The sequence below is a fragment of the Bradyrhizobium sp. Ken01 genome (genome assembly GCF_055807355.1).
Genome location: NZ_JBVVPC010000007.1, coordinates 171234 through 193313, shown reverse-complemented (window position 1 = coordinate 193313; position 22080 = coordinate 171234). Strand labels below are relative to the sequence as shown.

20 protein-coding genes are annotated in these 22080 nt (G+C 65.2%); 10 read left to right on the top strand and 10 right to left on the bottom strand.

Annotation, left to right across the window (positions count from 1 at the left end):
- The first annotated feature begins 30 nt into the window (after positions 1-30).
- The 4 genes from AC0L3S_RS10460 to AC0L3S_RS10445 all read left to right on the top strand — a co-directional run bounded on the left by AC0L3S_RS10460 (position 31) and on the right by AC0L3S_RS10445 (position 2086).
- Positions 31-531: a hypothetical protein gene (locus tag AC0L3S_RS10460; protein WP_473278988.1), complete on the top strand. Its 501-nt coding sequence runs from the start codon at positions 31-33 to the stop codon at positions 529-531.
- Positions 532-549: 18 nt separating this feature from the next.
- Positions 550-984, top strand: a complete 435-nt coding sequence (locus AC0L3S_RS10455) for an NUDIX hydrolase (RefSeq protein ID WP_473265924.1) — start codon at positions 550-552, stop codon at positions 982-984.
- A 207-nt stretch (positions 985-1191) separates the two neighbouring features.
- Positions 1192-1569, top strand: coding sequence for a TIGR02301 family protein (locus AC0L3S_RS10450; protein ID WP_473278987.1), 378 nt, complete (start codon positions 1192-1194; stop codon positions 1567-1569).
- Between the two features lie 250 nt (positions 1570-1819).
- The gene (locus tag AC0L3S_RS10445; protein WP_275171645.1) at positions 1820-2086 is read left to right on the top strand and encodes a hypothetical protein; all 267 of its coding nucleotides are present in this window, start codon (positions 1820-1822) and stop codon (positions 2084-2086) included.
- A 90-nt stretch (positions 2087-2176) separates the two neighbouring features.
- Here AC0L3S_RS10445 and AC0L3S_RS10440 read toward each other — a convergent pair whose 3' ends face one another.
- The 5 genes from AC0L3S_RS10440 to AC0L3S_RS10420 form a co-directional block, all read right to left on the bottom strand.
- The gene (locus AC0L3S_RS10440) at positions 2177-2494 is read right to left on the bottom strand and encodes a cupredoxin domain-containing protein (protein ID WP_473278986.1); all 318 of its coding nucleotides are present in this window, start codon (positions 2492-2494) and stop codon (positions 2177-2179) included.
- A 10-nt stretch (positions 2495-2504) separates the two neighbouring features.
- Positions 2505-3038: a DUF4142 domain-containing protein gene (locus AC0L3S_RS10435; RefSeq protein WP_473278985.1), complete on the bottom strand. Its 534-nt coding sequence runs from the start codon at positions 3036-3038 to the stop codon at positions 2505-2507.
- A 91-nt stretch (positions 3039-3129) separates the two neighbouring features.
- Entirely contained in the window at positions 3130-3834 is a 705-nt protein-coding gene (locus AC0L3S_RS10430; protein ID WP_473278984.1) for an RNA polymerase sigma factor, read from the bottom strand.
- 103 nt (positions 3835-3937) lie between these two features.
- On the bottom strand, positions 3938-4807 hold the full coding sequence (locus tag AC0L3S_RS10425; RefSeq protein ID WP_473278983.1) for a sulfurtransferase: 870 nt from the start codon (positions 4805-4807) through the stop codon (positions 3938-3940).
- 179 nt (positions 4808-4986) lie between these two features.
- Positions 4987-6321, bottom strand: a complete 1335-nt coding sequence (locus tag AC0L3S_RS10420) for a dihydroorotase (protein WP_473278982.1) — start codon at positions 6319-6321, stop codon at positions 4987-4989.
- Positions 6322-6422: 101 nt separating this feature from the next.
- Here AC0L3S_RS10420 and ygfZ point away from each other — a divergent pair, with 101 nt between their 5' ends.
- From ygfZ to AC0L3S_RS10390, 6 genes are all read left to right on the top strand, one after another.
- Positions 6423-7304, top strand: a complete 882-nt coding sequence (gene ygfZ / locus AC0L3S_RS10415) for a CAF17-like 4Fe-4S cluster assembly/insertion protein YgfZ (protein WP_473278981.1) — start codon at positions 6423-6425, stop codon at positions 7302-7304.
- Positions 7301-7927 carry a DNA-3-methyladenine glycosylase I gene (locus tag AC0L3S_RS10410; protein WP_473278980.1) on the top strand — a complete coding sequence of 209 codons (627 nt, stop codon included), beginning with the start codon at positions 7301-7303 and terminating at the stop codon, positions 7925-7927. The genes ygfZ and AC0L3S_RS10410 overlap by 4 nt, the downstream gene beginning before the upstream one ends.
- The gene (locus AC0L3S_RS10405; RefSeq protein ID WP_473278979.1) at positions 7924-8538 is read left to right on the top strand and encodes a YfbR-like 5'-deoxynucleotidase; all 615 of its coding nucleotides are present in this window, start codon (positions 7924-7926) and stop codon (positions 8536-8538) included. Before AC0L3S_RS10410 ends, AC0L3S_RS10405 begins: the two co-directional genes overlap by 4 nt.
- Before the next feature lie 149 nt (positions 8539-8687).
- Positions 8688-9194, top strand: a complete 507-nt coding sequence (locus AC0L3S_RS10400) for a tyrosine phosphatase family protein (protein ID WP_473265916.1) — start codon at positions 8688-8690, stop codon at positions 9192-9194.
- 229 nt (positions 9195-9423) lie between these two features.
- On the top strand, positions 9424-10392 hold the full coding sequence (locus AC0L3S_RS10395) for an NUDIX hydrolase (protein WP_473278978.1): 969 nt from the start codon (positions 9424-9426) through the stop codon (positions 10390-10392).
- A gap of 49 nt (positions 10393-10441) precedes the next feature.
- A complete protein-coding gene (locus tag AC0L3S_RS10390) occupies positions 10442-13150 on the top strand; it encodes a DUF2339 domain-containing protein (RefSeq protein WP_473278977.1) in 2709 nt (902 codons plus the stop codon).
- A 3-nt stretch (positions 13151-13153) separates the two neighbouring features.
- Here AC0L3S_RS10390 and AC0L3S_RS10385 read toward each other — a convergent pair whose 3' ends face one another.
- The 5 genes from AC0L3S_RS10385 to AC0L3S_RS10365 all read right to left on the bottom strand — a co-directional run bounded on the left by AC0L3S_RS10385 (position 13154) and on the right by AC0L3S_RS10365 (position 21982).
- Positions 13154-14842 carry a methyl-accepting chemotaxis protein gene (locus AC0L3S_RS10385; protein WP_473278976.1) on the bottom strand — a complete coding sequence of 563 codons (1689 nt, stop codon included), beginning with the start codon at positions 14840-14842 and terminating at the stop codon, positions 13154-13156.
- Positions 14843-15126: 284 nt separating this feature from the next.
- A complete protein-coding gene (locus AC0L3S_RS10380; RefSeq protein WP_473278975.1) occupies positions 15127-17097 on the bottom strand; it encodes a methyl-accepting chemotaxis protein in 1971 nt (656 codons plus the stop codon).
- A gap of 206 nt (positions 17098-17303) precedes the next feature.
- Positions 17304-19460 carry a methyl-accepting chemotaxis protein gene (locus tag AC0L3S_RS10375; RefSeq protein WP_473278974.1) on the bottom strand — a complete coding sequence of 719 codons (2157 nt, stop codon included), beginning with the start codon at positions 19458-19460 and terminating at the stop codon, positions 17304-17306.
- Positions 19461-19788: 328 nt separating this feature from the next.
- Complete coding sequence (locus AC0L3S_RS10370; protein WP_473278973.1) at positions 19789-21522, bottom strand: methyl-accepting chemotaxis protein; 1734 nt, start codon at positions 21520-21522, stop codon at positions 19789-19791.
- A gap of 208 nt (positions 21523-21730) precedes the next feature.
- Positions 21731-21982 carry a DUF6894 family protein gene (locus AC0L3S_RS10365; RefSeq protein ID WP_473265909.1) on the bottom strand — a complete coding sequence of 84 codons (252 nt, stop codon included), beginning with the start codon at positions 21980-21982 and terminating at the stop codon, positions 21731-21733.
- Positions 21983-22080 lie beyond the last annotated feature (98 nt).

The window sequence follows — 22080 nt, the reverse complement described above, 5'->3', positions numbered from 1 at the left end:
TTTTAACCCCGAACGTTAACACTGCGGCAGATGAGCTCAACGGTCGCCCAGCCGGCGCGGATGCATGGACGGAGCGGGCCCGAGGCTGCGGCCTGGGCCGAGCGGCTGCGCGTGGCCAACATCAACCCGCGGACCGGGCTTGCCACCGACTATCTCAACCATTTCAATGAAGCCGTGATGCTGCTGGAAATGGTGCCGGACATGCCGGAATGCGCGGAAGATTTTCTGACCTGGTCGCCGCTGTCCTATGCCGAGCATTTCACCGCCTCGAATTTCAAGGCCCGGGATCTGGCGATCGAGGCCTATGAAAAAGCCGACCCGAACGTGCGCGCCCAGTTCGACCACCTCACCGACACCATGACCTCGATCCTGACGGCGGTCGGCTCGGCCATGCGCGAGGTCGAGAAGGACACGACCCGCGTTCGCCTCGCCGAGCAGGCCGCCCAGTGGGTCAAGCCGCTGATCGCGGCGTGCGGCGGCATCATCAATGGCGGCGCGGAAGCCGACATCGACACCATCATGGCGAACTGAGCCCGAGCAGGTGAAGTCATGGCTGCGATCGTTCAGCCCAGCCGTCCCCAGATCGCGGTCAGTGCCGCGATTTTTCGTGACGGCAAGGTGCTTCTGACCCGCCGTGCGCGCTCGCCGGCAAAGGGGTTCTATTCGCTGCCGGGCGGCCGGGTCGAGTTCGGCGAATCGCTGCACGAGGCGCTGGCGCGCGAGATCGACGAGGAGACCGGGCTCGATATCGACATCATTGGGCTCGCGGGCTGGCGCGAAGTGCTGCCGGCCGCGACCGGCGCCGGCCACTATTTGATCATGTCCTTTGCCGCCCGCTGGGTGGCCCGGGAGCCGGTTCTCAACGACGAGCTCGACGACTACCGCTGGATCGCCCCGCAGGCCCTGGCCAGTCTTGGCGACCTCAAGCTGACCGGCGGACTGGAAGAGGTCATCCAGTCCGCCGCGCGCCTGATCGAGGCATAGGCCGCACGGCGAGCTCCCCCGCACCTCTCCCGCTTGCGGGAGAGGTCGACGCGCGAGAGCGCGGCGGGTGAGGGCTTTTTCCTCTTGGGGGTGCTCGCCTGCGGAGATACCCTCTCCCCGACCCTCCCCCGCAAGCGGGGGAGGGAGCGCACCGCTCGCGCCCCGGCGCCTTGCGTCTGCCGCCCCGAGGAGGCATACACCCGGCCGATGTCGACGCGATTTCTGGCCATTTTTGCCCTGATTCTCGCCTGCGCCTCGGTGCCCACGAGGGCTCAGGACGCGGCAGCGCCGTTTGACGGCGATTTGCAGCGGCTGGCGGAGATCCTCGGCGGGCTGCACTATCTGCGCGGCATCTGCGGGTCCAACGAGGGCAACAAATGGCGCAGCGAGATGCAGGCGCTGATCGATGCCGAAACCCCCGCCGGCGAACGCCGCACCCGCATGATCGCCGGCTTCAACCGCGGCTATAACGGTTTTCAGCAGACCTACCGGAGCTGCACGCCGGCCGCGACGGTGGCGATCCGCCGCTACATCGAGGAAGGCGCGAAGATCTCGCGCGATCTCACGGCGCGCTACGCGAACTGAACTCTCCATTCGTCATTCCGGGGCGCGACGAAGTCGCGAGCCCGGAATCCATTCTTCAACCGTCTCTGCGACCAGATGGATTCCGGGCTCGCGCTGCGCCCCGGAATGACAGCGGCGGGAACCCTGTCAGCGAGTTTGTACATAGCCGTTAACCGTTCCTAAAGATGTGGCCTAGCGGGCGTTAACCCGCGTGCTACACCTCTCGCACAGCGCATCGCCGTGGATCGCGCCCCAGCCCTGATCGAGTTTCATGAGCCATCCAGTGTCCTACGCCCCCGCACGCGCGCCGCTGCCCGATCACGAGCAGAAACAGGCCGCACTGAGCTATCTCAACGAGGCCTGGGCCGAAGCGCGCCATGATGGCGTCGACGGCGACTGCCTGGCGCAGGCGAGCCTGTTCGCGGCCCTTGCCGAGCTCGTCGGCACCTATGGCGAGGACGCGGTGGCGAAGTTCGTCGAAGGCTTTCCCGGCCGCATCCGCAACGGCGAATTCTCGATCGACATTTCCAGACAGTAAGTCTTTCTCCAGGCAGTAAGCCTTCGAAAACGCCCCCGCCACGCGGGCGGGGCCAGCTTCCGCTGCAAACGGAATACGCTCCCGAGCCCGTTACGGCTCGATCTTGAGTGTCGCTTTCATGTTGGGATGATAGCGGCAGTAATAATCGATCGTGCCCGCCTTCTTGAGAACCAACGTCCCTGATTTCTTCGCGGGCAGGTTGACGTCGAAATCGCCGTTCCTGGCCGTCGCGGTGTGGGCGAACACGTCCTTGTTGATCCATTCAATGGTGTCGCCGACCTTGGCCGAAGCGTCTTTCGGCGACACTTCGAGATTCTCCATCGTGATCTCGATGATCGCAGCGTGCGCCGGGACGGCCAACGCCACGAGCAGGACCGCTGACGCGATCGCAGACAATCGTCCCGGCATTATCGCCTCCCTATTTCAGCTCCGCCGCGACGTGCTCGGCGTGCTGCTGATGGCCCTGGAAGATTTTCAGGCCGGTTTGCAGCAGGCTCTTCAGTTCGGCATTGCTGGCGGACGGAATGAGCTGGGTTTCCAGCGCGCCATTGACGGTTTTGTGGTAGGCGACCTCGTTTGCGACATAGGCCTTGTCGAAGGCCGCACCGCTCAGCTTGTCCAGTTCGGCGAGCTTCTCGCTCGCCTGCTTCGACAGCGCCTTGCTGGTCTCGTTGTCTTCAGGCGTGACGTTCAGCTTCTTGACCAGCGCGAGCGCCTGCTTGTTGACGGCCTCATGGTCGCGCAGCATGTCCTCGGCAAACGCCTTGACGTCCTTGTTCTTGGCCTTCTTCTGCGCCTGCTTGGCAGCGTTGATGTCGATCACGCCCGCGGTGTAGGCGATATGGGCGATCTGCGGATCGGTCAGCTTGTCGGCTGCTTTGGCGCCTTGCAGCAGCGCGGGGCTCGACAACAAGACTGCAGCGGCGATCGCCGCGCTCCAACGAACGAACATGGTTTGACGCTCCTGTGGTGCCGGACGCTTTGCCGGCGCGTTGCTTCACAGGCGTTGGATGGGACTATGGCGCGAACGTTCCCGAAAAACTTCAGCCGCCGATGCCGAGCCGCTTCAGCACTGACACGGTCAGCCGCTCGCAGCGCCACCCGGCGAACGGGAACGCATCCATCACCACCGGACCGATCTCCTTCTCGACGTTCTCGCGCAGCATGGTCCGCGCACGGTGCAGCCGCGTCTTCACGGTCTCGGGCTTGACGCCGAGCAGCTCGGCAGTCTCCTCGATGTTCATGCCTTCCATGACGCGTGCGACGAAGACCATGCGGAAGACATCCGGTAATTCATCGATGGCGCGCTCGACGACGCGCTGGATTTCACGTTGGGCCATGGTCCTTTCCGGATCGCCTGCGGAAGAAGCGGGAAATTTGATGATCTGCGCCTCGAGCGTCGCTTCGGGCACCGAGCCCAGCTCGACATGCGGCCTGCCGCTTCGCGCCCGGCCAAGCGCCTCGTTGATGGCGATGCGCGATAGCCAGGTCGACAGCCCGGACTCGCCGCGGAACCCATCGAGATGGGTGAAGGCGCGGACATAGGTTTCCTGAACCACATCCTCGGCTTCGCTGTCGCTGCGCAGAATTCCGCGCGCCAGACGATAGAGCCTGCGATTGTTGGCCTGCATGATCTCGCGTAACGCGGCCTCGTCACGGCCCCGCGCCCGCTCGACCAGTTCCGCTTCCAAGGTCCGGATTTCCGATGTTTTGGCGCCGGCGGATAGGCCGGCTGCGGTCCGTGGCATGGCGGTCACCTGCTCGTTTTGGCTTCGTCCTGACATTGGATGCCGCCCCAAGGGAAAGGTTCCCAACTTTCTGGCCTCCCCTGGGGAGGGACCAGGGAATGTCCTAATCCGTCTCGATCGGGAGCGCCGGATCTCTCGCCCACTCGCCCATCGAGGCGTCATAGAGCGTCAGCTTGTCGTAACCGAGTTGCGCCAGCAGCAGCAGGTCGATCGTCGCCGAGATGCCGCCGCCGCAATAGCAGATCACATTCTTGTCGCGGGTGACGCCTGCCGCGGCGAATTTGGCTTCGGCGTCGGCGAGCGAGGTCAGGGTCTTATCGGCATTGACAAGCGTTGCCGCTGATACGTTGACGCTGCCGGGAACGCGGCCGGGCCGCCCGTAGCGGCTCGGCTCGAGGCCGCGATGAAATTGTGGACCGAGCGCGTTGACGATAACAGTCGCGGGATCGCCGAGTCGCGCCTGCACCGCATTCTTGTCGACGAAGAAGTCTGCGCGCGGCGCCGCCTTGAAGGTCGTGGCGGGATAACCCTTCGGTCCTCCTGATACGACCGGCCGACCCTCTTCCTTCCATTTGTCGAGGCCACCGTCGAGCACCCGCGCGTCGACGCCGAGCGAACGCAGCATCCACCAGAACCGCGTCGACCACATCATCGTGCCGATGCTGTAGAGCACGACGGACTTGGACGCATCGAGGCCGTGGCGGCCGAAGGCAGCCTCCAGCTGGGCCACATCAGGCATCATGAAGAATTGCTGCGCGGAGGCGTCGGAGAACTCGCCTTGCAGGTCGAGAAAATCGGCGCCCGGGATGTGGCCCGCCTCGAACGTCTTGTCGCCGGGCACGGCGCGATAGGGCACGTCGCTGCCTGGCGGCACCGGCTCGTTGTAGGTCGTGCAGTCGTAGAGGCGCAGGTTGGGATCGCCGAGAATGGCGGCGAGTTGCTCGGTGGTGATGAGGGGGGTCGGTTGGGACATTCACTCCTCCCTCAGGGTCGTCCTGGCGAAAGCCAGGACCCATTACCACAGGATCAAGTTGTGGCACACACGTGTAGCCACCCATCTTCGCAGCAAAATGCAGTCGGGGTAATGGGTCCTGGCTTTCGCCAGGACGACACCGAGGATGCGGCACTTTTGTGCCGCCTAACGATAACCCCCTACGCCTTCAACGTCTCCAGAAACCGCACCGGTTCGCCCTGCGCGGCCGTTACGAGCTCGCCCTGCCACATCACGCGGCGACCGCGGATGAAGGTGCCGACGGGCCAGCCGGTGACGCGCAACCCGTCGTAGGGAGTCCAGCCGGCCTTGGACGCGACCCATTTGTTGGTGATGGTCTCGCTGCGCTTGAGGTCGACGACGGTGAAATCCGCGTCATAGCCGGCGGCAATGCGGCCCTTGCGGGCCATGTTGTAGAGGCGCGCTGGGCCGGCGCTGGTGAGGTCGACGAAACGCGCCAGCGACAACCGACCCGCATTGACGTGATCGAGCATGAGCGGCACCAGCGTCTGCACGCCGGTCATGCCGGAGGGCGAGGCCGGATAGGTCTTCTGTTTCTCTTCAAGCGTATGCGGGGCGTGGTCCGAGCCGAGCACATCGATAATGCCCTGCTCGATGCCGCGCCAGATCCCGGCGCGGTGATCCGCGCCGCGCACCGGCGGGTTCATCTGCGCCAGCGTGCCGAGCCGCTCGTAGCATTCGGGCGCGACCAGCGTGAGATGATGCGGCGTTGCCTCGCACGACGCGACGTCCTTGTGGTCGCGCAAAAATTCGATCTCTTCCTTGGTCGAGATGTGCAGCACATGGATGCGCTTGCCGGTCTCGTGCGCGAGCTTCACCAGCCGCTGCGTCGCCATCAGCGCCGCGGTCTCGTCGCGCCACACCGGGTGCGAGCGCGTGTCGCCCTCGATGCGCAGCGGCTTGCGCTCATTGAGGCGGTATTCGTCTTCGGCGTGAAACGCGGCGCGGCGGCGGATCACCTGGAAGATGCGGCGCAGGCTCTCGTCGTCCTCCACCAGCAGCGCGCCGGTCGAGGAGCCGATGAAGACCTTGACGCCTGCGCAACCCGGCGCACGCTCCAGCACCGGCAGATCCTGCACGTTCTCGCGGGTACCGCCGATGAAGAAGGCGAAGTCGCAATGCATGCGGTGATGAGCGCGCTTCACCTTGTCGGTGAAGGTGGCCTCCGTCACGGTCAATGGCGCGGTGTTCGGCATCTCGAAGACGGCGGTGACGCCGCCCATCACGGCGCTGCGCGAGCCGGTCTCGAGGTCTTCCTTCTGCTCCAGCCCGGGCTCACGGAAATGCACCTGCGTGTCCATCACGCCGGGCAGGATGTGCAGGCCCTTGCAGTCGATCACCTCGGCGGCGGAAGCCTGCGACAGGGTGCCGATCTCGGCAATGCGGCCGTTGACGACGCCGATATCGCGGGCTCCCTCGCCGTCCTGGTTGACGACAGTGCCGCCCTTGAGGATCACGTCGAAACGCTGGGTCATGGCTGAAGGCCTCTCTCGTCCCCAAGCGCAGGGCTTGAGGTCTTGTCGTTTTTGCCTTGCGGGCTTACGTTCCGGAGCAACATGTCGCAAGAGATTTTCGTATGAAATCAGCGTTTCTTCCGGACCGGGGCGTGATCAAGGTCGCAGGCGAGGATGCGCGCAACTTCCTCAATGGCCTCGTCACGACCGACGTCGACAAGCTGAAGCCGGGCCTGGGCCGATTCGGCGCGCTGCTGACGCCGCAGGGCAAGATCATCGTGGATTTCCTGATCACGGAAGCGCCTGCCGGCCATGGCGGCGGGTTCCTGATCGATTGCCCGAAGCCGCTTGCCGACGGCCTCGCCACCAAGCTGAAATTCTACAAGCTGCGCGCCAAGGTGACGGTCGAAAACCTGTCCGACGAACTCGGCGTGCTCGCGGCTTGGGACGGCAAGCCCGCGGCTCAGCCCGATCTCGCCTTCGCCGATCCGCGCAATGAAGACCTCGGCTACCGCATCCTGATCCCCGAAGATCTCAAGCAGAAGCTCTCCGATCTGATCGGCGCCGAGCTTGTCGACGCCGCCGCGTACGAGGCCCACCGTATCGCGCTCGGCGTGCCGCGCGGCGGGCTCGATTTCACGTACAGCGATGCGTTCCCGCACGAGACCAACATGGACCGCCTTTCCGGCGTCGATTTCGACAAGGGTTGCTACGTCGGCCAGGAGGTCGTCTCGCGCATGCAGCATCGCGGCACCGCGCGGACCCGCAGCGTCAAGGTGCTGCTCGAGGATCTCTCGCCTGAGCCCGGCGTCAGCGTGATGGCCGGCGACAAGCCGGTCGGCACGATGGGCTCGTCGGCGCAGGGCAAGGGCATCGCGCTGGTGCGCATCGACCGTGTCGCCGATGCGCTCGATGCAGGAGAGGCGCTGACTGCCGGTGGCCTCGCTATGAGTTTAGCGGAACCTGATGTCGTGCGCATTCCAACGAAGCAACCCATCGCATGAGCCGTGCTCCCCGCCTGCATCCCGACGGAAAGACGCGTTGCCCCTGGCCCGGCGAAGATCCGCTCTACGTCGCCTATCACGACACGGAATGGGGCGTGCCGGAATATGACGACCGCGCGCTCTATGAGAAGCTGATCCTCGACGGATTCCAGGCCGGCCTGGCCTGGATCACGATCCTGCGCAAGCGCGACAATTTCCGCAAAGCCTTCGACGATTTCCAGCCGGAAAAGATCGCACGCTACAACGAGAAGCAAGTTCACGCGCTGATGAACGACGCCGGCATCGTGCGCAACAAGGCCAAGATCGACGGCGCGATATCAAGCGCGAAATCCTATCTCGACATCATGGAGAAGGGCCCCGGCTTCTCGAAATTCCTGTGGGACTTCATGGACGGAAGGCCCAAGGTCAATCATTTCAAGACCACCGCGAGCGTGCCGGCCTCGACGCCGCTCTCCATGCAGATCTCCAAGGAGCTGTCCTCGCGCGGCTTCAAGTTCGTCGGCCCGACCATCGTTTATGCCTTCATGGAGGCGACCGGCATGGTCAACGATCATCTGGTCGACTGCCATTGTCACGCGAACTGCGGCAAGACGCAGCGCAAGCCACGCCTCAAGTCCAAATGACGGCCAGGAAGTCGTCACCCGATGTGGCGTCTCGTGCCTGGCAGCGAATGCTGTCGGGCCGGCGGCTCGATTTGCTCGATCCCTCCCCGCTCGATATCGAGATCGCCGACGTCGCGCACGGGCTGGCGCGTGTCGCCCGCTGGAACGGCCAGACCATTGGCGCGCACATCTTCTCGGTCGCGCAGCACACGCTGCTGGTCGAAACCGTGATGCGGCACGAGAACCCGCGCGTGGATCTGCGCATGCGGCTTGCCGCGCTGCTGCATGACGCGCCCGAATATGTGATCGGCGACATGATCTCGCCGTTCAAGGCCGTGCTCGACGGCCATTACAAGGCGGTCGAGAAGCGCCTGCTCGGCGCCATCCACATCCGCTTTGGCCTGCCGCCGATACTGCCGGACGAGATCACGCTGGCGATCAAGGCCGCCGATCGCGGCGCGGCCTATCTGGAGGCGACGACGCTCGCTGGCTTCAGCGAGAGCGAGGCCAAGCGCCTGTTCGGCAAGGACCCCGGCCTGTCCGACAGCGTCCGGCGCGACTATCTCACCCCCTGGACTGCTGCCCGGGCCGAGAAACAGTTTCTGGAGCGGTTTGGCGTCGTGTTTGCGTGATCGTTGTCGTGGGTTAAAGTCCTGCAGGGCGGGCAATTGGGCCCTTGCGCCGCCCCCACTGATTTTGCGCAATGAGACGAAAGTGGTGGGTACGCTTCGCTTTGCCCACCCCGCCAACGCTCGCTATAATCTGCGGAAAAAGGTCCGCCATGATCCACGTCTGCTCCCTCGCCGCACTTCCCGAAACCGTCCGCCTTACCAAGGCCAGCCACGTGCTGACCGTGATGGCCAATGTCGAGCAGGTGGCGCGGCCGGTGTCGGTACTGCCGGCCAACCATCTCAAGGTGTCGATGGACGACATCACCGAGGAGATGGACGGCTTCGTCGCGCCATCGGAAGCGCATATCGAGCAGGTGCTGAACTTCGTGCGCAGCTGGGACCGCGATGCGCCGCTGGTGGTGCATTGCTATGCCGGCATCAGCCGCTCCACCGCGAGCGCCTTCGCCGCCGTGTGTGCACTCAATCCGGATCGCGACGAAACCGAGATCGCGAAGAAGATCCGCGCGGCTTCCCCGATCGCCTCGCCGAACCGCCGCATCGTCGGCCTTGCCGACCGTGCCCTGGGGCGCAACGGCCGCATGCTGCGCGCGCTCGACGAGATGGGCCCGGGCGCGATGATGGTCGAGGGCCGCCCCTTCGTGATCGAGCTCGAATGAGAAGAGAGTCGGATAGCAGCCCCAACGGGACTGCGCTCCCTCTCCCGGCTGCGGGAGAGGGGTGGGGAGAGGGTATCTCCGCATCGGGACAGTCCCCTAGAGGAGAAAGCCCTCACCCGGCGCTGCGCGCCGACCTCTCCCGCAAGCGGGAGAGGTTACAGCGAGCCCGCGGCGAGACCGGCTCAATCAACTGGAATACGTATGTGATCACTCACGCGATCTCATCCGCATGAGCGAAAAGCTGCTGACGCCGATCGAGATCGGCCTGACTGCCGCGATCGTCGCGATCGAGAATCACGAGCCGCTGATCCTCACCGCGCGCGACAGTGACGGACTGGCGGGCCTGCCGTTCGGCCCGTTCGATGCGCCGAGCCATCGCACTTTCGAGATCGGCCTGCGGGCCTGGGTCGAGGAACAGACGGGCCTGCGGCTCGGCTATGTCGAACAGCTCTACACGTTCGGCGATCGCGGCCGGCATGCCGAGGCCGGCGACACCGGCGCGCACATGGTGTCGATCGGCTATCTCGCACTAACGCGCGCCATCGGCGGCGAACTGGCAGCCACGAGTGCGAGCTTCGCGCCGTGGTATCGCTTCCTGCCTTGGGAGGACTGGCGCGAGGGCCCGCCCGCGATCATCGCGGACAATATCATTCCGGCATTGACCGAGTGGGCCGAAGGGGAGACGCCGGAGACGACGCGCGCATTGCCGCGGAGGGATCGGGTGCGGTTCTATTTCGGTCTCGACGGCGCATCATGGGACGAGGAGCGCGTGCTCGACCGCTACGAGCTCCTGTACGAGGCTGGGCTGGTCGAGGAAGCGCGGCGCGACGGCCGCCCTGCGGCATTAGCGCGCAAGGCCCTGTCCGCGCTCGGCACATCCATGCGCTTCGACCACCGCCGGATTCTTGCGACAGCGATCGCGCGACTGCGTGCCAAACTGAAGTATCGTCCTGTGGTCTTTGAACTTTTGCCCGCCGAGTTCACACTTACCGAATTGCAGTATACGGTGGAGGCGATCTCCGGCCGACACCTGCACAAACAAAATTTCCGCCGCCTGGTCGAAATGGAAGCCCTGGTCGAACCGACCGGGGTGATGTCGACACAGACGGGCGGACGTCCGGCGGCGCTCTACCGCTTCCGTCGCGACGTGCTCCAGGAGCGGCCCGCGCCGGGCTTGCGCGTACGCTCCCGGCGCTAACCCGAGATATGCGCGATCGGCCCCTGCCCGCCGATTGCCTGGAGGCTTTATGTCTGACGGCCCGTTCGACGTCTTCGCGCTGATCATTGCGGTCATCGCTTTCATCATCGCGATCAAGGCCTCCAGCCAGACGGCTGAGCTGCGACGACGGCTGAGCTCGCTCGAAGCGACATTCCACGCGCAACGGCCCGTGCAGCCGCCGCGGATCCCGGCAGATGTGTGGGCTGAAGCGTCCGCGACGACTTCCGCAGCGCCGCCGCCGCTTGTGCCCCAAGCCGAAGCGGCAGCCGACGCGCCGCCCCCGATCGTCACCGAGGATGCTTCACCGCTTCCGCTCGAAGCGAGCACCGAGGCCAACGCGCCGCCCCCGCTGCCCGCCCCCGCGCCCGGCTTCGAGGAACGGCTCGGCACGCGTTGGGTGGTCTGGATCGGCGGCTTGGCGCTCGCGCTCGGCGGCTTCTTCATGGTGCGCTATTCGATCGAGGCCGGCCTCGTCGGCCCCGGCGTGCGCGTGTTCCTTGGCGGCGTATTCGCGCTTGCGCTGCTTGGCGCCGGCGAATGGTCGCGGCGCAAGGAGAGCATCTCCACCATCGCCGCGCTGCCGATCGCCAACATTCCCGCGATCCTCACCGCGGCCGGCACGGCGGTGGCGTTTGCGACCATCTACGCGGCATACGCGCTCTATGGCTTCCTCATGCCCGCGACCGCCTTCGTGCTGCTCGGCCTCGTCGCGCTCGGCACGCTGGCTGCGGCGCTCTTGCACGGGCCCGCGCTCGCGGGCCTCGGCGTGGTCGGCGCGTTCGTGACGCCGCTCCTCGTCTCCAGCGGCAAGCCGGACTATTGGGCGCTCTACATCTATCTCGCCATCGTCACCGCCGCGAGCTTCAGCCTCGCCCGTATCCGGTTGTGGCGCTGGCTTGCGGTCACCACGATCGCCTTCGCCCTGCTCTGGATCTTTCCGGGTCTCGATACCAGCGACTTGCAGGTCGCGCCGCACGCTTTCCATGTGATCGCAGGCTTCGTTCTTGCCGCTCTTCTCGTCGTCTGCGGCTTCATGTTCGGCCCGACGATCGAGGACGGTGAGATCGAGCCGGTCTCGTCGGGCTCGCTCGGTGCCTATCTGTTCGGCGCGATGCTGATCGTGCTGTCGAGCGCGCACGCGGACCTGGCGCTGATCGCCTTCACGCTGCTCGTCGGCGCGACGCTGCTTGTCGCCTGGCGCGCGCCGGCGGCCACCGGCGCGCTCGGCGCAGCCGCCGCAACCGTCTTCGTCGTATTCGCCGAATGGGCGGTGCGCGCCAATCCCGACATGCTGGTGCTGCCGGGCGGCCCCCTCGCCGGCATCGCACCGACGGCGATCGATAACGCGGTGACGCTGCATCTGGTGATGGCGGCGATCTTCGCCGCCGGCTTCGGCATCGCGGGCTTCCTCGCGCAGGGACGTTCGAACTCGGCGATCATTCCGGTGGTGTGGTCGGTCGCGGGTGTCGCGACGCCGATCGCGATCCTGGTCGCGCTCTACGCACGCATCGCGCATCTCGACCGCTCGATCCCCTTCGCCATCCTCGCGGTGCTGCTCGCCGCCGCCTTCGGCGCTGCCACCGAGGCGCTTGCGCGCCGCGAGACCCGGCCGGGCGCCATGATCTCCACGGCCTTGTTCGCGACCGGCACGCTCGGTGCGCTGGCGCTGGCGCTGACATTTGCGCTGGAGAAGGGCTGGCTCACGATCGCACTGGCGCTGATGTCGCTCGGCACCGCCTGGATCTCGATGCAGCGGCCGATCCCGTTCCTGCGCTGGCTGGCCGCGATCTTCGCAGGCCTCGTCACCGCTCGGATCGGCTATGATCCGCGCATCGTCGGCGACGCCGTCGGAACCACGCCGATCTTCAACTGGCTGTTGTGGGGCTACGGCCTGCCGGCGGCATCGTTCTGGGCGGCGAGCCTGTTCCTGCGCCGCCGCGCCGACGACGCGCCGCTGCGCATGGTCGAGAGCGCCGCGATCCTGTTCACCGCGCTGCTCGCCTTCATGGAGATCCGCCATTTTGCGACCGGCGGCGGCATGACGGACGCACCGTCGCTGCTCGAATGCGCGCTGCAGGTCTGCGTGATGCTCGCGATGGCGATCGGGCTGGAGCGCCTGCGGCTGCGCAGCCGCAGCGTCGTGCACGATGTTGGCGCGGTCGTGCTCACGGTGATCGCCGGGCTCGTCGGCGTGTTCGGCCTCCTGATCCTGGAGAACCCGCTGCTGTGGCGCACCGACGTCGGCGGCGCCGTGTTCAACCTGCTGCTGCTCGGCTACGCGCTGCCGGCGGTGCTGATGCTGCTGCTGTCCTATGCCGTGGCTGGCGAACGCGGCAAGGCCTACGCCAACACGATTGCAGGGGGTGCACTGCTGTTCGCGCTGACCTATGTCACGCTGGAGATCCGCCGCTTCTATCACGGCCCGATCCTCTCCGCCGGGGCGACGACGGGCGCCGAGCAATATACCTATTCGATCGGCTGGCTCGGCTTCGGCGTGGTGCTGCTCGGCGTCGGCATTCTCGTCAATTCCGAGCGGGCGCGGCTGGCGTCGGCCGTCGTGATCGCGTTGACGATCCTGAAGGCCTTCGTCATCGACATGTCGACGCTGACGGGCGTCTACCGCGCGCTGTCGTTCATGTGCCTCGGCATCGTGCTGGTCGCGATCGGCTGGCTCTACCAGCGTATCCTGTTCCGGCGGCAGGTCGCACCGCCGCCGGCTCCGCAGACGAGCATGTGAGGATCAGGCCGCACGAACCGATTCCAGGAAGTGCGCGACCTCGACCTTGAGACGGGTGCTGTCCGTCGCCAGCGATTTCGCCGCCGACAGCACCTCGGTGGAAGCCTCGCCGGTCTCGATCGCGCCGCGCTGCACGTTGGTGATGTTCGAGGAGACTTCCTGCGTGCCGACCGAGGCCTGCTGCACGTTACGCGAGATTTCCTGCGTGGCCGCGCCCTGCTCCTCGACGGCGGCGGCGATGGCCGCAGCCACCTCGGACAGCCGCTCGATGGTGCCGCCGATCTCCTGGATGGCACTGACCGATTCCTGCGTCGCTGCCTGGATGCCCGAGACCTGCGCCCCGATCTCACCGGTCGCTTTCGCGGTCTGCTCCGCCAGCGCCTTGACCTCGGAGGCGACGACCGCGAAGCCGCGGCCCGCTTCACCGGCACGCGCGGCCTCGATGGTCGCGTTCAGCGCCAGCAGATTGGTCTGGCCTGCGATGGTGTTGATGAGCTCGACGACGTCGCCGATGCGGGACGCCGCCTGCGACAGCGCGTTGACGCGGTCGTTGGTCCGGCTCGCCTGCTCGACGGCCTCCGCCGCCATCCGCGCCGAATCCTGCACGCGGCGGCTGATCTCGGTGATGGAGGACGACAGCTCCTCCGAAGCCGATGCCACCGCCTGGACGTTGGTCGAGGCTTCCTCGGAGGCGGCTGCGACGACGGTCGCGAGTTCCTGTCCGCGCTGCGCGGTGTTGGTCAGCGTCGAGGCGGAGGCCTCGAGCTCGGTCGAGGCCGAGGAGACGGTCCCGACCACCTCGCCGATCATGGCTTCGAACTTGCGGGTGATGGCATCGACGCGGCGGCCGCGTTCGATCTTGGCTTCGGCGTCGCGCGCAGCGGCCTCGTCGGCGGCCTTCTTGGCAATCAGCGCCTCTTTGAATATCTGCAGCGCATCCGCCATCGAGCCGATCTCGGTCTTCTCGCCGCGATGCGGCACCTCGGCCGAAAGGTCGCCCTCGCCGAGCGACTGCATCGGGCGGATGATCGAGGCAATGCCACGAGAAACGTCGCGCACGAGATAGTAGGCGGCGCCGATCGCGATCACGACCGAGAGCACGATGATGCCGACCAGCACGCGGAAGATCATGGCGTAGCTGTCGGCGGCCTGCTTGGTCTCCAGCTCGGCGCCGCGATTGTTCATCTCGATGCCCTTCTGAAGCAGCGGGTCGGCGGCCTGGGCCATCTTCGCGACCTTGGTCTGCAACAGCTCGTTGGCGTCGGCCGGGAAACGCCCAACGCCCTTGCGCGACAGCGCCATCACGTCCTGCACGCCGTTCAGATACTCGGCCCATGCCGCGCTCCATTGCCCGTAGAGCGAGCGCTCCTCGGCGGAGGTGATCAGCGGCTCGTAGACCTTGCGGGTCTGGTCGATGCGCGCGCGCAGCGAGGCCAAGCGCTTCTCGGCGGCGTCCTTGCCCTCGATGGTGTCCTGCATCAGATGCAGACGGAGCGCGACGCGCAGCTCGTTGATGTCGGCGCGAAGCGAGCCGAGCGCGCGCACGCTGGGCAGCCAGCTCTCCGCAATCTCGACCGTATGGGAATTGATGTTCTGCATGGTGCCGATCGCCGTCACGCCGACACCGGCGAGCGAAAGGACGAGGACCGACAGCACGGCCAGAAGCTTGAAGACGATCGACAATTTCGACATCACGACAAATCCCGATGTTACCTGACAACGCGCAAATCACTTGCGCCGTGATCGCCACGACGGTGGCGAGACGGATGTCAGTTCAACAATGCTGGCTGGTTCTTATCCCGTGAGATTGCACACATAGTCGCAAGCAGGCGTTAACAGGGACCTACGTAAAATTACGGGACACTTCCGACAGTCGTGATTTCTCATGCAACCATCTGTTGCAGCTCACGGCCACCTCATGCTGCCACGCGCACCCTGCCCGCTTGCACCGCAACATGCGACCGACGCGGCGGCTGTCACGCCGCCCGTACCGATTCCAGGAAGCGCGCGACCTCGCTCTTCAGCCGGTGGCTCTCCTGCGAGAGCGATTGTGCTGCCGAATGCACCTGCGCCGAGGCAGCCCCGGTTTCGCCTGCGCCGCGCTGGACGTGGCCGATATTCGCCGAGACTTCGGAGGTGCCATTCGCGGCGTGCTGGATGTTGCGGGAGATCTCCTGCGTGGCCGCGCCTTGCTCCTCGACCGCGGCGGCGATGGTCGACGAGATCTCCGACATTCGCGCGATGGTGTCGCCGATCTCCTTGATCGCACCGGCTGAGTCTTGCGTTGCGTTTTGGATCGCACCGATGTGCTGGCTGATCTCGCCGGTCGCTTTCGCGGTCTGCTCGGCGAGCGCCTTCACTTCGGTCGCGACCACGGCAAAACCCTTGCCGGCTTCGCCCGCCCGCGCCGCTTCGATCGTCGCGTTGAGCGCCAGCAGATTGGTCTGGCTGGCGATGGTGTTGATCAGCTCGACCACGTCGCCAATGCGGGAAGCGGCCTTGGTCAGCTCGGCGACCCGCGCATTGGTGCGCTGGGCCTGCTCGACGGCGACATCGGCGACACGCGCCGATTCCTGCACCTGACGGCTGATCTCGGAGATCGAGGAGGTCATTTCCTCGCTCGCTGAAGACACCGACTGCACGTTCGCGGAGGCCTCTTCGGAGGCCGCCGCCACGACGGTGGCAAGCCCGTTGCCGCGCTCTGCGGTCTGCGTCAGCGTGTTCGAGGACGCCTCCAGCTCGGTTGCCGCCGACGAAACAGTTTCGATGATCTCGCCGACGGCGCCTTCGAAATTATCGGCGAGCCGGTGCATGTCGGCCTTGCGCTGCTGGCGCCCGCGCGCCTCGGCTTCGATCTGCTCGGTGCGCAGCCGCTCGGCTTCCGCCATATTTGTCCTGAACACCTCGACGGCACCGGCCATCTCGCCGATCTCGTCCCTGCGCCCGATGCCGGGAACGGAAATCGAAAGCTCGCCGCGCGCAAGCCGCGTCATCGCCCCGACCATGCCGGCAAGCGCCTTCGAAATCGAGCGCCCCAGAAGGAAGCCAACCGCGGCGAGGACGACGACGGTGACGCCAAAGGCGACGGCCATCCACAGACGCACGGAATCGCGGGTCGCGGCCTCTGCAGCTTCGGCCTTCCTGTAGAGGTCTTCGACTGTGTTGCGCACCTCGATCATGCCCGGTTCCAACCCACGGAATGTTTTCATCATACTGGCGTCGAGGGCCGCAGTTTGCTGCGCGGTCTCCACCCAGGCCGCGAACTCGGACTGGTACTTCTGCAGCTTGGCCGTGATGTCATTCATCACGGCCGTAGGGACTGCGACGACCTCGATCGCCTTGGAGAATTCGGCTGCGGCCTTCTTCATCTCGACAGTGTATTTTTGGTCGCGCCGCAGCATGAAGTCCTTCTCGTGCCGCCGCATCATCAGCATCCAGCTCGTGCTCCTGGGATCGTCGATCTCCTTGAGCTTGGCTTCGATGTCGTGCACCGCGGCGCGGAGCGAGCCGGACAGGCCCAGCGTCTCGTTCAGGCCGAGCCGGGTCTCCGCGGCCACCAATTTGCCGAAGTCCGAGGCGTATCGCTTGAAGTCGTCCTGGGCCTGCTTCATCCGGTCGGACAGCGCGGTCATGCCGCCGGCCGCCATCAGACGCTCTATCTCTTCGAAATCGCGGTTGATCGGCCCGATCAACTCCGCGTGGGCCTTGGCGTAGCTCTCGTTGCGGCGCTGCTGAAAATTCTTCTCGTTGCGGCGCGCCTCCAGCATCTCGATCGAGAGCTGCTTGTCGAGATCCGCAATCGCACGAGCCCGGTTGGCAACGTCGCGGGAGGCGTCCTGGGAGAGACTGCCGATCTCATAGATCGCGCCGAAGGCGACGAGACCCAACAATCCGAACAGTCCGATCGCCATGACCTTATGGGTGAGGCGAATGGAAGGGCCACTCATGGGATGTGCTCCAATAAAATCGATACGCAATACAAGGAGGGCGACTCGGCACCCGGAATATTGCGGAGATCATGACTGCATCGGTTTTCCGGAAGGTTAACCGTGCGGCTCATCGCGCCGCGGCATCCAACTGCGAACGCATGCGAACCACCGCGCGTCTTCGCGCGGCGGTTGCAGTCGATCGATGATTGGTGACGGCGGCCGCGTCATGCCGCGCGCACGGTATCGAGGAAGTTGCCGACCTCGAGCTTGAGGCGGTTGCTGTCGCCCGACAGCGACTGCGCCGCCGCCAGCACCTGCGACGATGCCGAGCCGGTCTCGTTCGCCCCGCGCTGCACGTCGGTGATGTTGGCCGACACCTGGTGGGTGCCTTCCGCCGCCTGCTGCACGTTGCGGGAGATCTCCTGCGTCGCCGCGCCCTGCTCTTCCACGGCAGCCGCGATGGTGGAGGAAATCTCCGAGAGCTTCTCGATAGTGCCGCTGATGTCCTTGATTGCGCCGACCGAATGCTCGGTCGCGGTCTGGATGCTGGCGATCTGCTGCCCGATCTCGCCGGTGGCCTTCGCGGTCTGTTCGGCGAGTGCCTTGACCTCGGAGGCGACGACCGCAAAGCCGCGACCGGCTTCGCCGGCGCGCGCGGCCTCGATGGTCGCGTTGAGCGCCAGGAGATTGGTCTGACCCGCGATGGTGTTGATCAGCTCGACCACGTCGCCGATCCGCGTCGCCGCCCTGGACAATTCGCCGACACGCTCGGTGGTGACACGCGCCTGGCCGACAGCTTCGTTGGCCACGCGCGCTGATTCCTGCACCTGCCTGCTGATCTCGGTGATAGAGGACGACAGCTCCTCGGTCGCGGACGCCACCGCTTGCACGTTGGTGGACGCCTCCTCGGAGGCCGCAGCAACCATGGTCGTGAGCTGCTGCCCACGCTCCGCGGTCGATGTGAGCGTCGAGGCCGACGCTTCCAGCTCGGTCGCTGCCGAGGACACGGTATCGACGATCTCCCCGATCGCGGCTTCGAAGCCGTCGGCCAGCTTCCGCATCTCCGCCTTGCGCTGCTCGGCTGCCTGCCTCTCGGCCGCAGCGTGATCGCCACGCATGCGTTCGACTTCGAGGCCGTTCTGCTTGAAGACTTCAACGGTCCGGGCCATCTCGCCGACTTCGTCACCTCGGCGGGTGCCTGGCACGACCGTCGTGAAGTCGCCATTGGCGAGCCCACCCATCGCTGCCGAAATGGCTGAAAGCGGCTTGATGATCCGGCCAAAGGTGATCCAGAAGCTGAGGCCAGCGAGCATCACCGAGGCGCAGAGCAACACGACCGTGAAAGCGAAACTACGAGTGCTGCCTTCTGCCTGCATCGTGGCTTCGCGGTCAGCGGCCGCGCCGATGGCTTCACCGAGCTTCAGCACCGCGTTGATGCCGGCAGTGGCCCGCGTGAAGTACTCGGGTCCGGTGATCTTGTAGTCCCCGCCCTCGCCACCGGCGAGCACAAGCGCCCGCGTTTCACCGTAGGCTCCAAAATAGGATTTTTCGACCTCCGTCATCGCCTCGCCGATCTGCACGGCGAGGTCGGAGCGCAGCCGCACCGGCAATACCGTGTCCCATGCGAGTTCGACCTTGGCCCGCAGCGCCGAGAGGCGCTCATAGCCCTCCATCCCGAACTTCGCGCGCGCACCGACGACCCCAGCCAGCAGGGCCCGCTCCCGTCCGGCATTCTCGGCCATCTGAGCTGTCAGATGTCGCAAGCCGATGAGCTGCGCCAGCCTTGCCACGGGCGGGCTGGTGAGCGTCTCGAGCGTCAGCCGCAAGCGGTTGCTCGCGACGTCGATCACCTCCGTAATCGTTGGAACGAAGCCATCTACGAGGTCAGGCTCACGTTGGACGCGCGGGCGCGACATTGCCGCGTCGGCCTTCTCACGCAAGAGACGCAGCGCCTCGAATTTCGCCGCGGCGTCCGCAATCTGTCTTTGCCCCGCCGTCATTTCGGGAATCGCGCTGATATCGAGGATGGCTTGGCGAAAGGCCTCGTCGGCCGTCGCGCGCGCCTTTGCGATCTCGGCACGGCGCTCGGCGCTGACGACATCAGGAGACTTTAGCACGGCGTTGGTCAGCCCGCGTTCAATCGCCCAATGTCCTGCGCTGCGCAACAGCAGATGGGCAACTGCATTGACCTTCAGGAATGCGTCGGACTCTCGCCGCTTGAGGATGGCCTCATAGGCGATGAATCCGGCCGAGGCCAACCCCAGCAAGACCAGGGCAGAGATGATGATCGGCAAGATCGTGCCGATCCGAACATGCCCGAGTCGACTCCACGCGCTGGCGGCCTGAGCTCGGGCCTGCTGATGATGAGCAGGGCTCAACATGGTACGTTTCCCCCACAGGAAACACGCAGCCAAGTCCTTGCCGGCTGCATGGACGTTGATCGTCCTTGCAGGAGAATCTAATCCCTGGGGTTTCGCATTCTGGTTAACGGGAGGGCTCGGAGAAATACTGAGATTTCAGCCCAAATAGTTGAAATGGAAGAAATAATTTCGCGAGAAAGTTGTAAATTTCAGCTTGAGGTCGCCGCTGTTTGCTTTTGCAGCCGACGTTCGCCAAGGCATGCGCGAGACATTCGCGGCGACGATCAGGATGCAAAAACGCCCCGCCAAAGGAGGCAGGGCGTCTCCCGAACTGTCTGGAACGAGGTTCTTAGGCGGCGCGCACGGTGTCCAGGAATTTTCCGACCTCGAGCTTGAGGCGGTTGCTGTCGCCCGACAGCGACTGTGCCGCTGCCAGCACCTGCGAGGATGCCGATCCAGTTTCGCCCGCGCCGCGCTGCACGTCGGTGATGTTGGACGACACTTGATGGGTACCTTCCGCCGCTTGCTGCACGTTGCGCGAGATCTCCTGCGTCGCCGCGCCCTGCTCCTCGACGGCCGCGGCGATCGTGGACGATATCTCGGAGAGCTTTTCGATGGTGTTGCTGATGGCGCTGATCGCGCTGACCGAGTCCTGCGTCGCGGCCTGAATGCCGGAAATCTGCTGGCCGATCTCGCCGGTCGCCTTCGCGGTCTGCTCCGCGAGCGCCTTCACTTCGGAAGCCACCACGGCAAAGCCGCGACCGGCCTCCCCGGCGCGTGCCGCCTCGATGGTGGCATTGAGCGCCAGCAGGTTGGTCTGACCGGCAATGGTGTTGATCAGCTCTACCACGTCACCAATGCGAGCCGCCGCCTTGGACAATTCGCCGACACGGTCGGTCGTGGTTCGGGCCTGGGTCACCGCTTCGCTCGCGACCCGCGCCGATTCCTGCACCTGGCGGCTGATCTCGGTGATCGAGGACGACAGCTCTTCGGTCGCGGAGGCAACCGACTGCACGTTGGTCGACGCCTCCTCGGAAGCCGCAGCCACAACTATCGTCAGTTCCTGTGCCCGCTCCGCCGTCGAGGTCAACGTCGAGGCCGAAGCCTCGAGCTCCGTCGCGGCCGAGGAGACGGTATCGACGATCTCGCCGACGGCGCCTTCGAAACTGTCGGCAAGCCTACGCATATCGGCCTTGCGCTGCTCGGCCGCCACCTGGTCCTGCCGCATCTTGGCTTCCGCTTCCCCGCGCGCCTTCTGCTCCGACACGACCTTGAATTTCTCGACAGCCGCAGCGACGCCGCCGACCTCGTCCTTGCGGCCGAGACCCGGCAGGACAACAGAGAAGTCACCACCAGCGAGCTTGTCCATGGCAACCGTGAGCGCGCGGATCGGCCGCGCGATGGTCAGGAAGGACATCAGCCACGAGCCCATGAGAACGAGCACGGCGCACGCGCCGACCATCATGCCGAGACGCTCGCTCGCGGCCATCTCCTGTGCCGCGGCCGCGATTTCTTCCTCGCCTTTGTGCTTGGCGAAATCGGCAATCTCGCTGGTCAAATTATCCAGCTGGGTGGCGAGCGGCAGCGTCACCTCACGGACATGGCGCGCGCCTTCCTCGGAAATCTTGGCAGCGCGGGCGGGGTCCGTAGCCGCCACGGCAATGGCCTCGCTGCGAACAGAGGCGTTCTGCTGCGCGCCTTTCAGGTAATCGGCGGACGTAGACTTGACCTTCTCCATCCGCGCGCGATTTTCCGCGGAGTGCGTCAATCTGAGCATGGAATCGACGACGCCGTTCAGCGCTTTCGACCGCTCCAGCAGAAGCTCGCTCGCCTTTTGCAAGTCGCCCTGATTGTTGGCGAGACGCATGTCTCGTACAGCGAGCTGCATGCCGCGTATCCCAAGCTTGGCTTCGGTGGCCTCGCGGACCAATTCCTGCTGCGCAATCGCTGCTTGGTTGGAATGACGCACGGTGTTGTTGCCGATGACCTGGCTCGCGATCATCGCGCCGACGAGAATAACGCCGAACGCCGAAGCGAGCGCGAGCTTGGTACCGATTTGCAGATTCTGGATGAGTTTCGACATGGGCGCGTTTCCCGGGGATTACGCGGCCAAGTCATTGTCGGCCGCCCTCGGCGTTGATCGCCCTTGCCTAAAAACTGAGCTTCAGGTGTGGTGATCCGGTTAACGATCGCCCCCGGACAAATACCGGACTTACCGGAAAATCCCCTGAAAACGGCACGGTCCGCGCGCTTAACAGGTTAACCACACGCGGCGGTAGGATGCCCGACTTCTAGCCAGTGCGACCAAGGGCCTTCTGACTCTCGCCGATCAGGCTGATCCGGAACACCGGCTCCTTGTTCTCGTCGAGCAGCTCCATGCGCCATTCGGCGTTCGGCTTCAGGCTGCGCGAGATGCCGCCGAGCAGATTGGCGCAGACTTCGGTCATCTCGGTCCAGGCCGCAGCGCGATCCTCGAACTCATATGGCTGGTCGGCAGCACCGGAATAGCGGCCCGTGCTGATACGGAAGAAGTACAGCGACATCGTTGAACCCTTTTATCGGGCCGCGCCCCCCCCGGCCGTACGCAAACTGGGGCGCGAACAGCTACCAACGCATGAAAGCCACCGTCCGTATGACTACG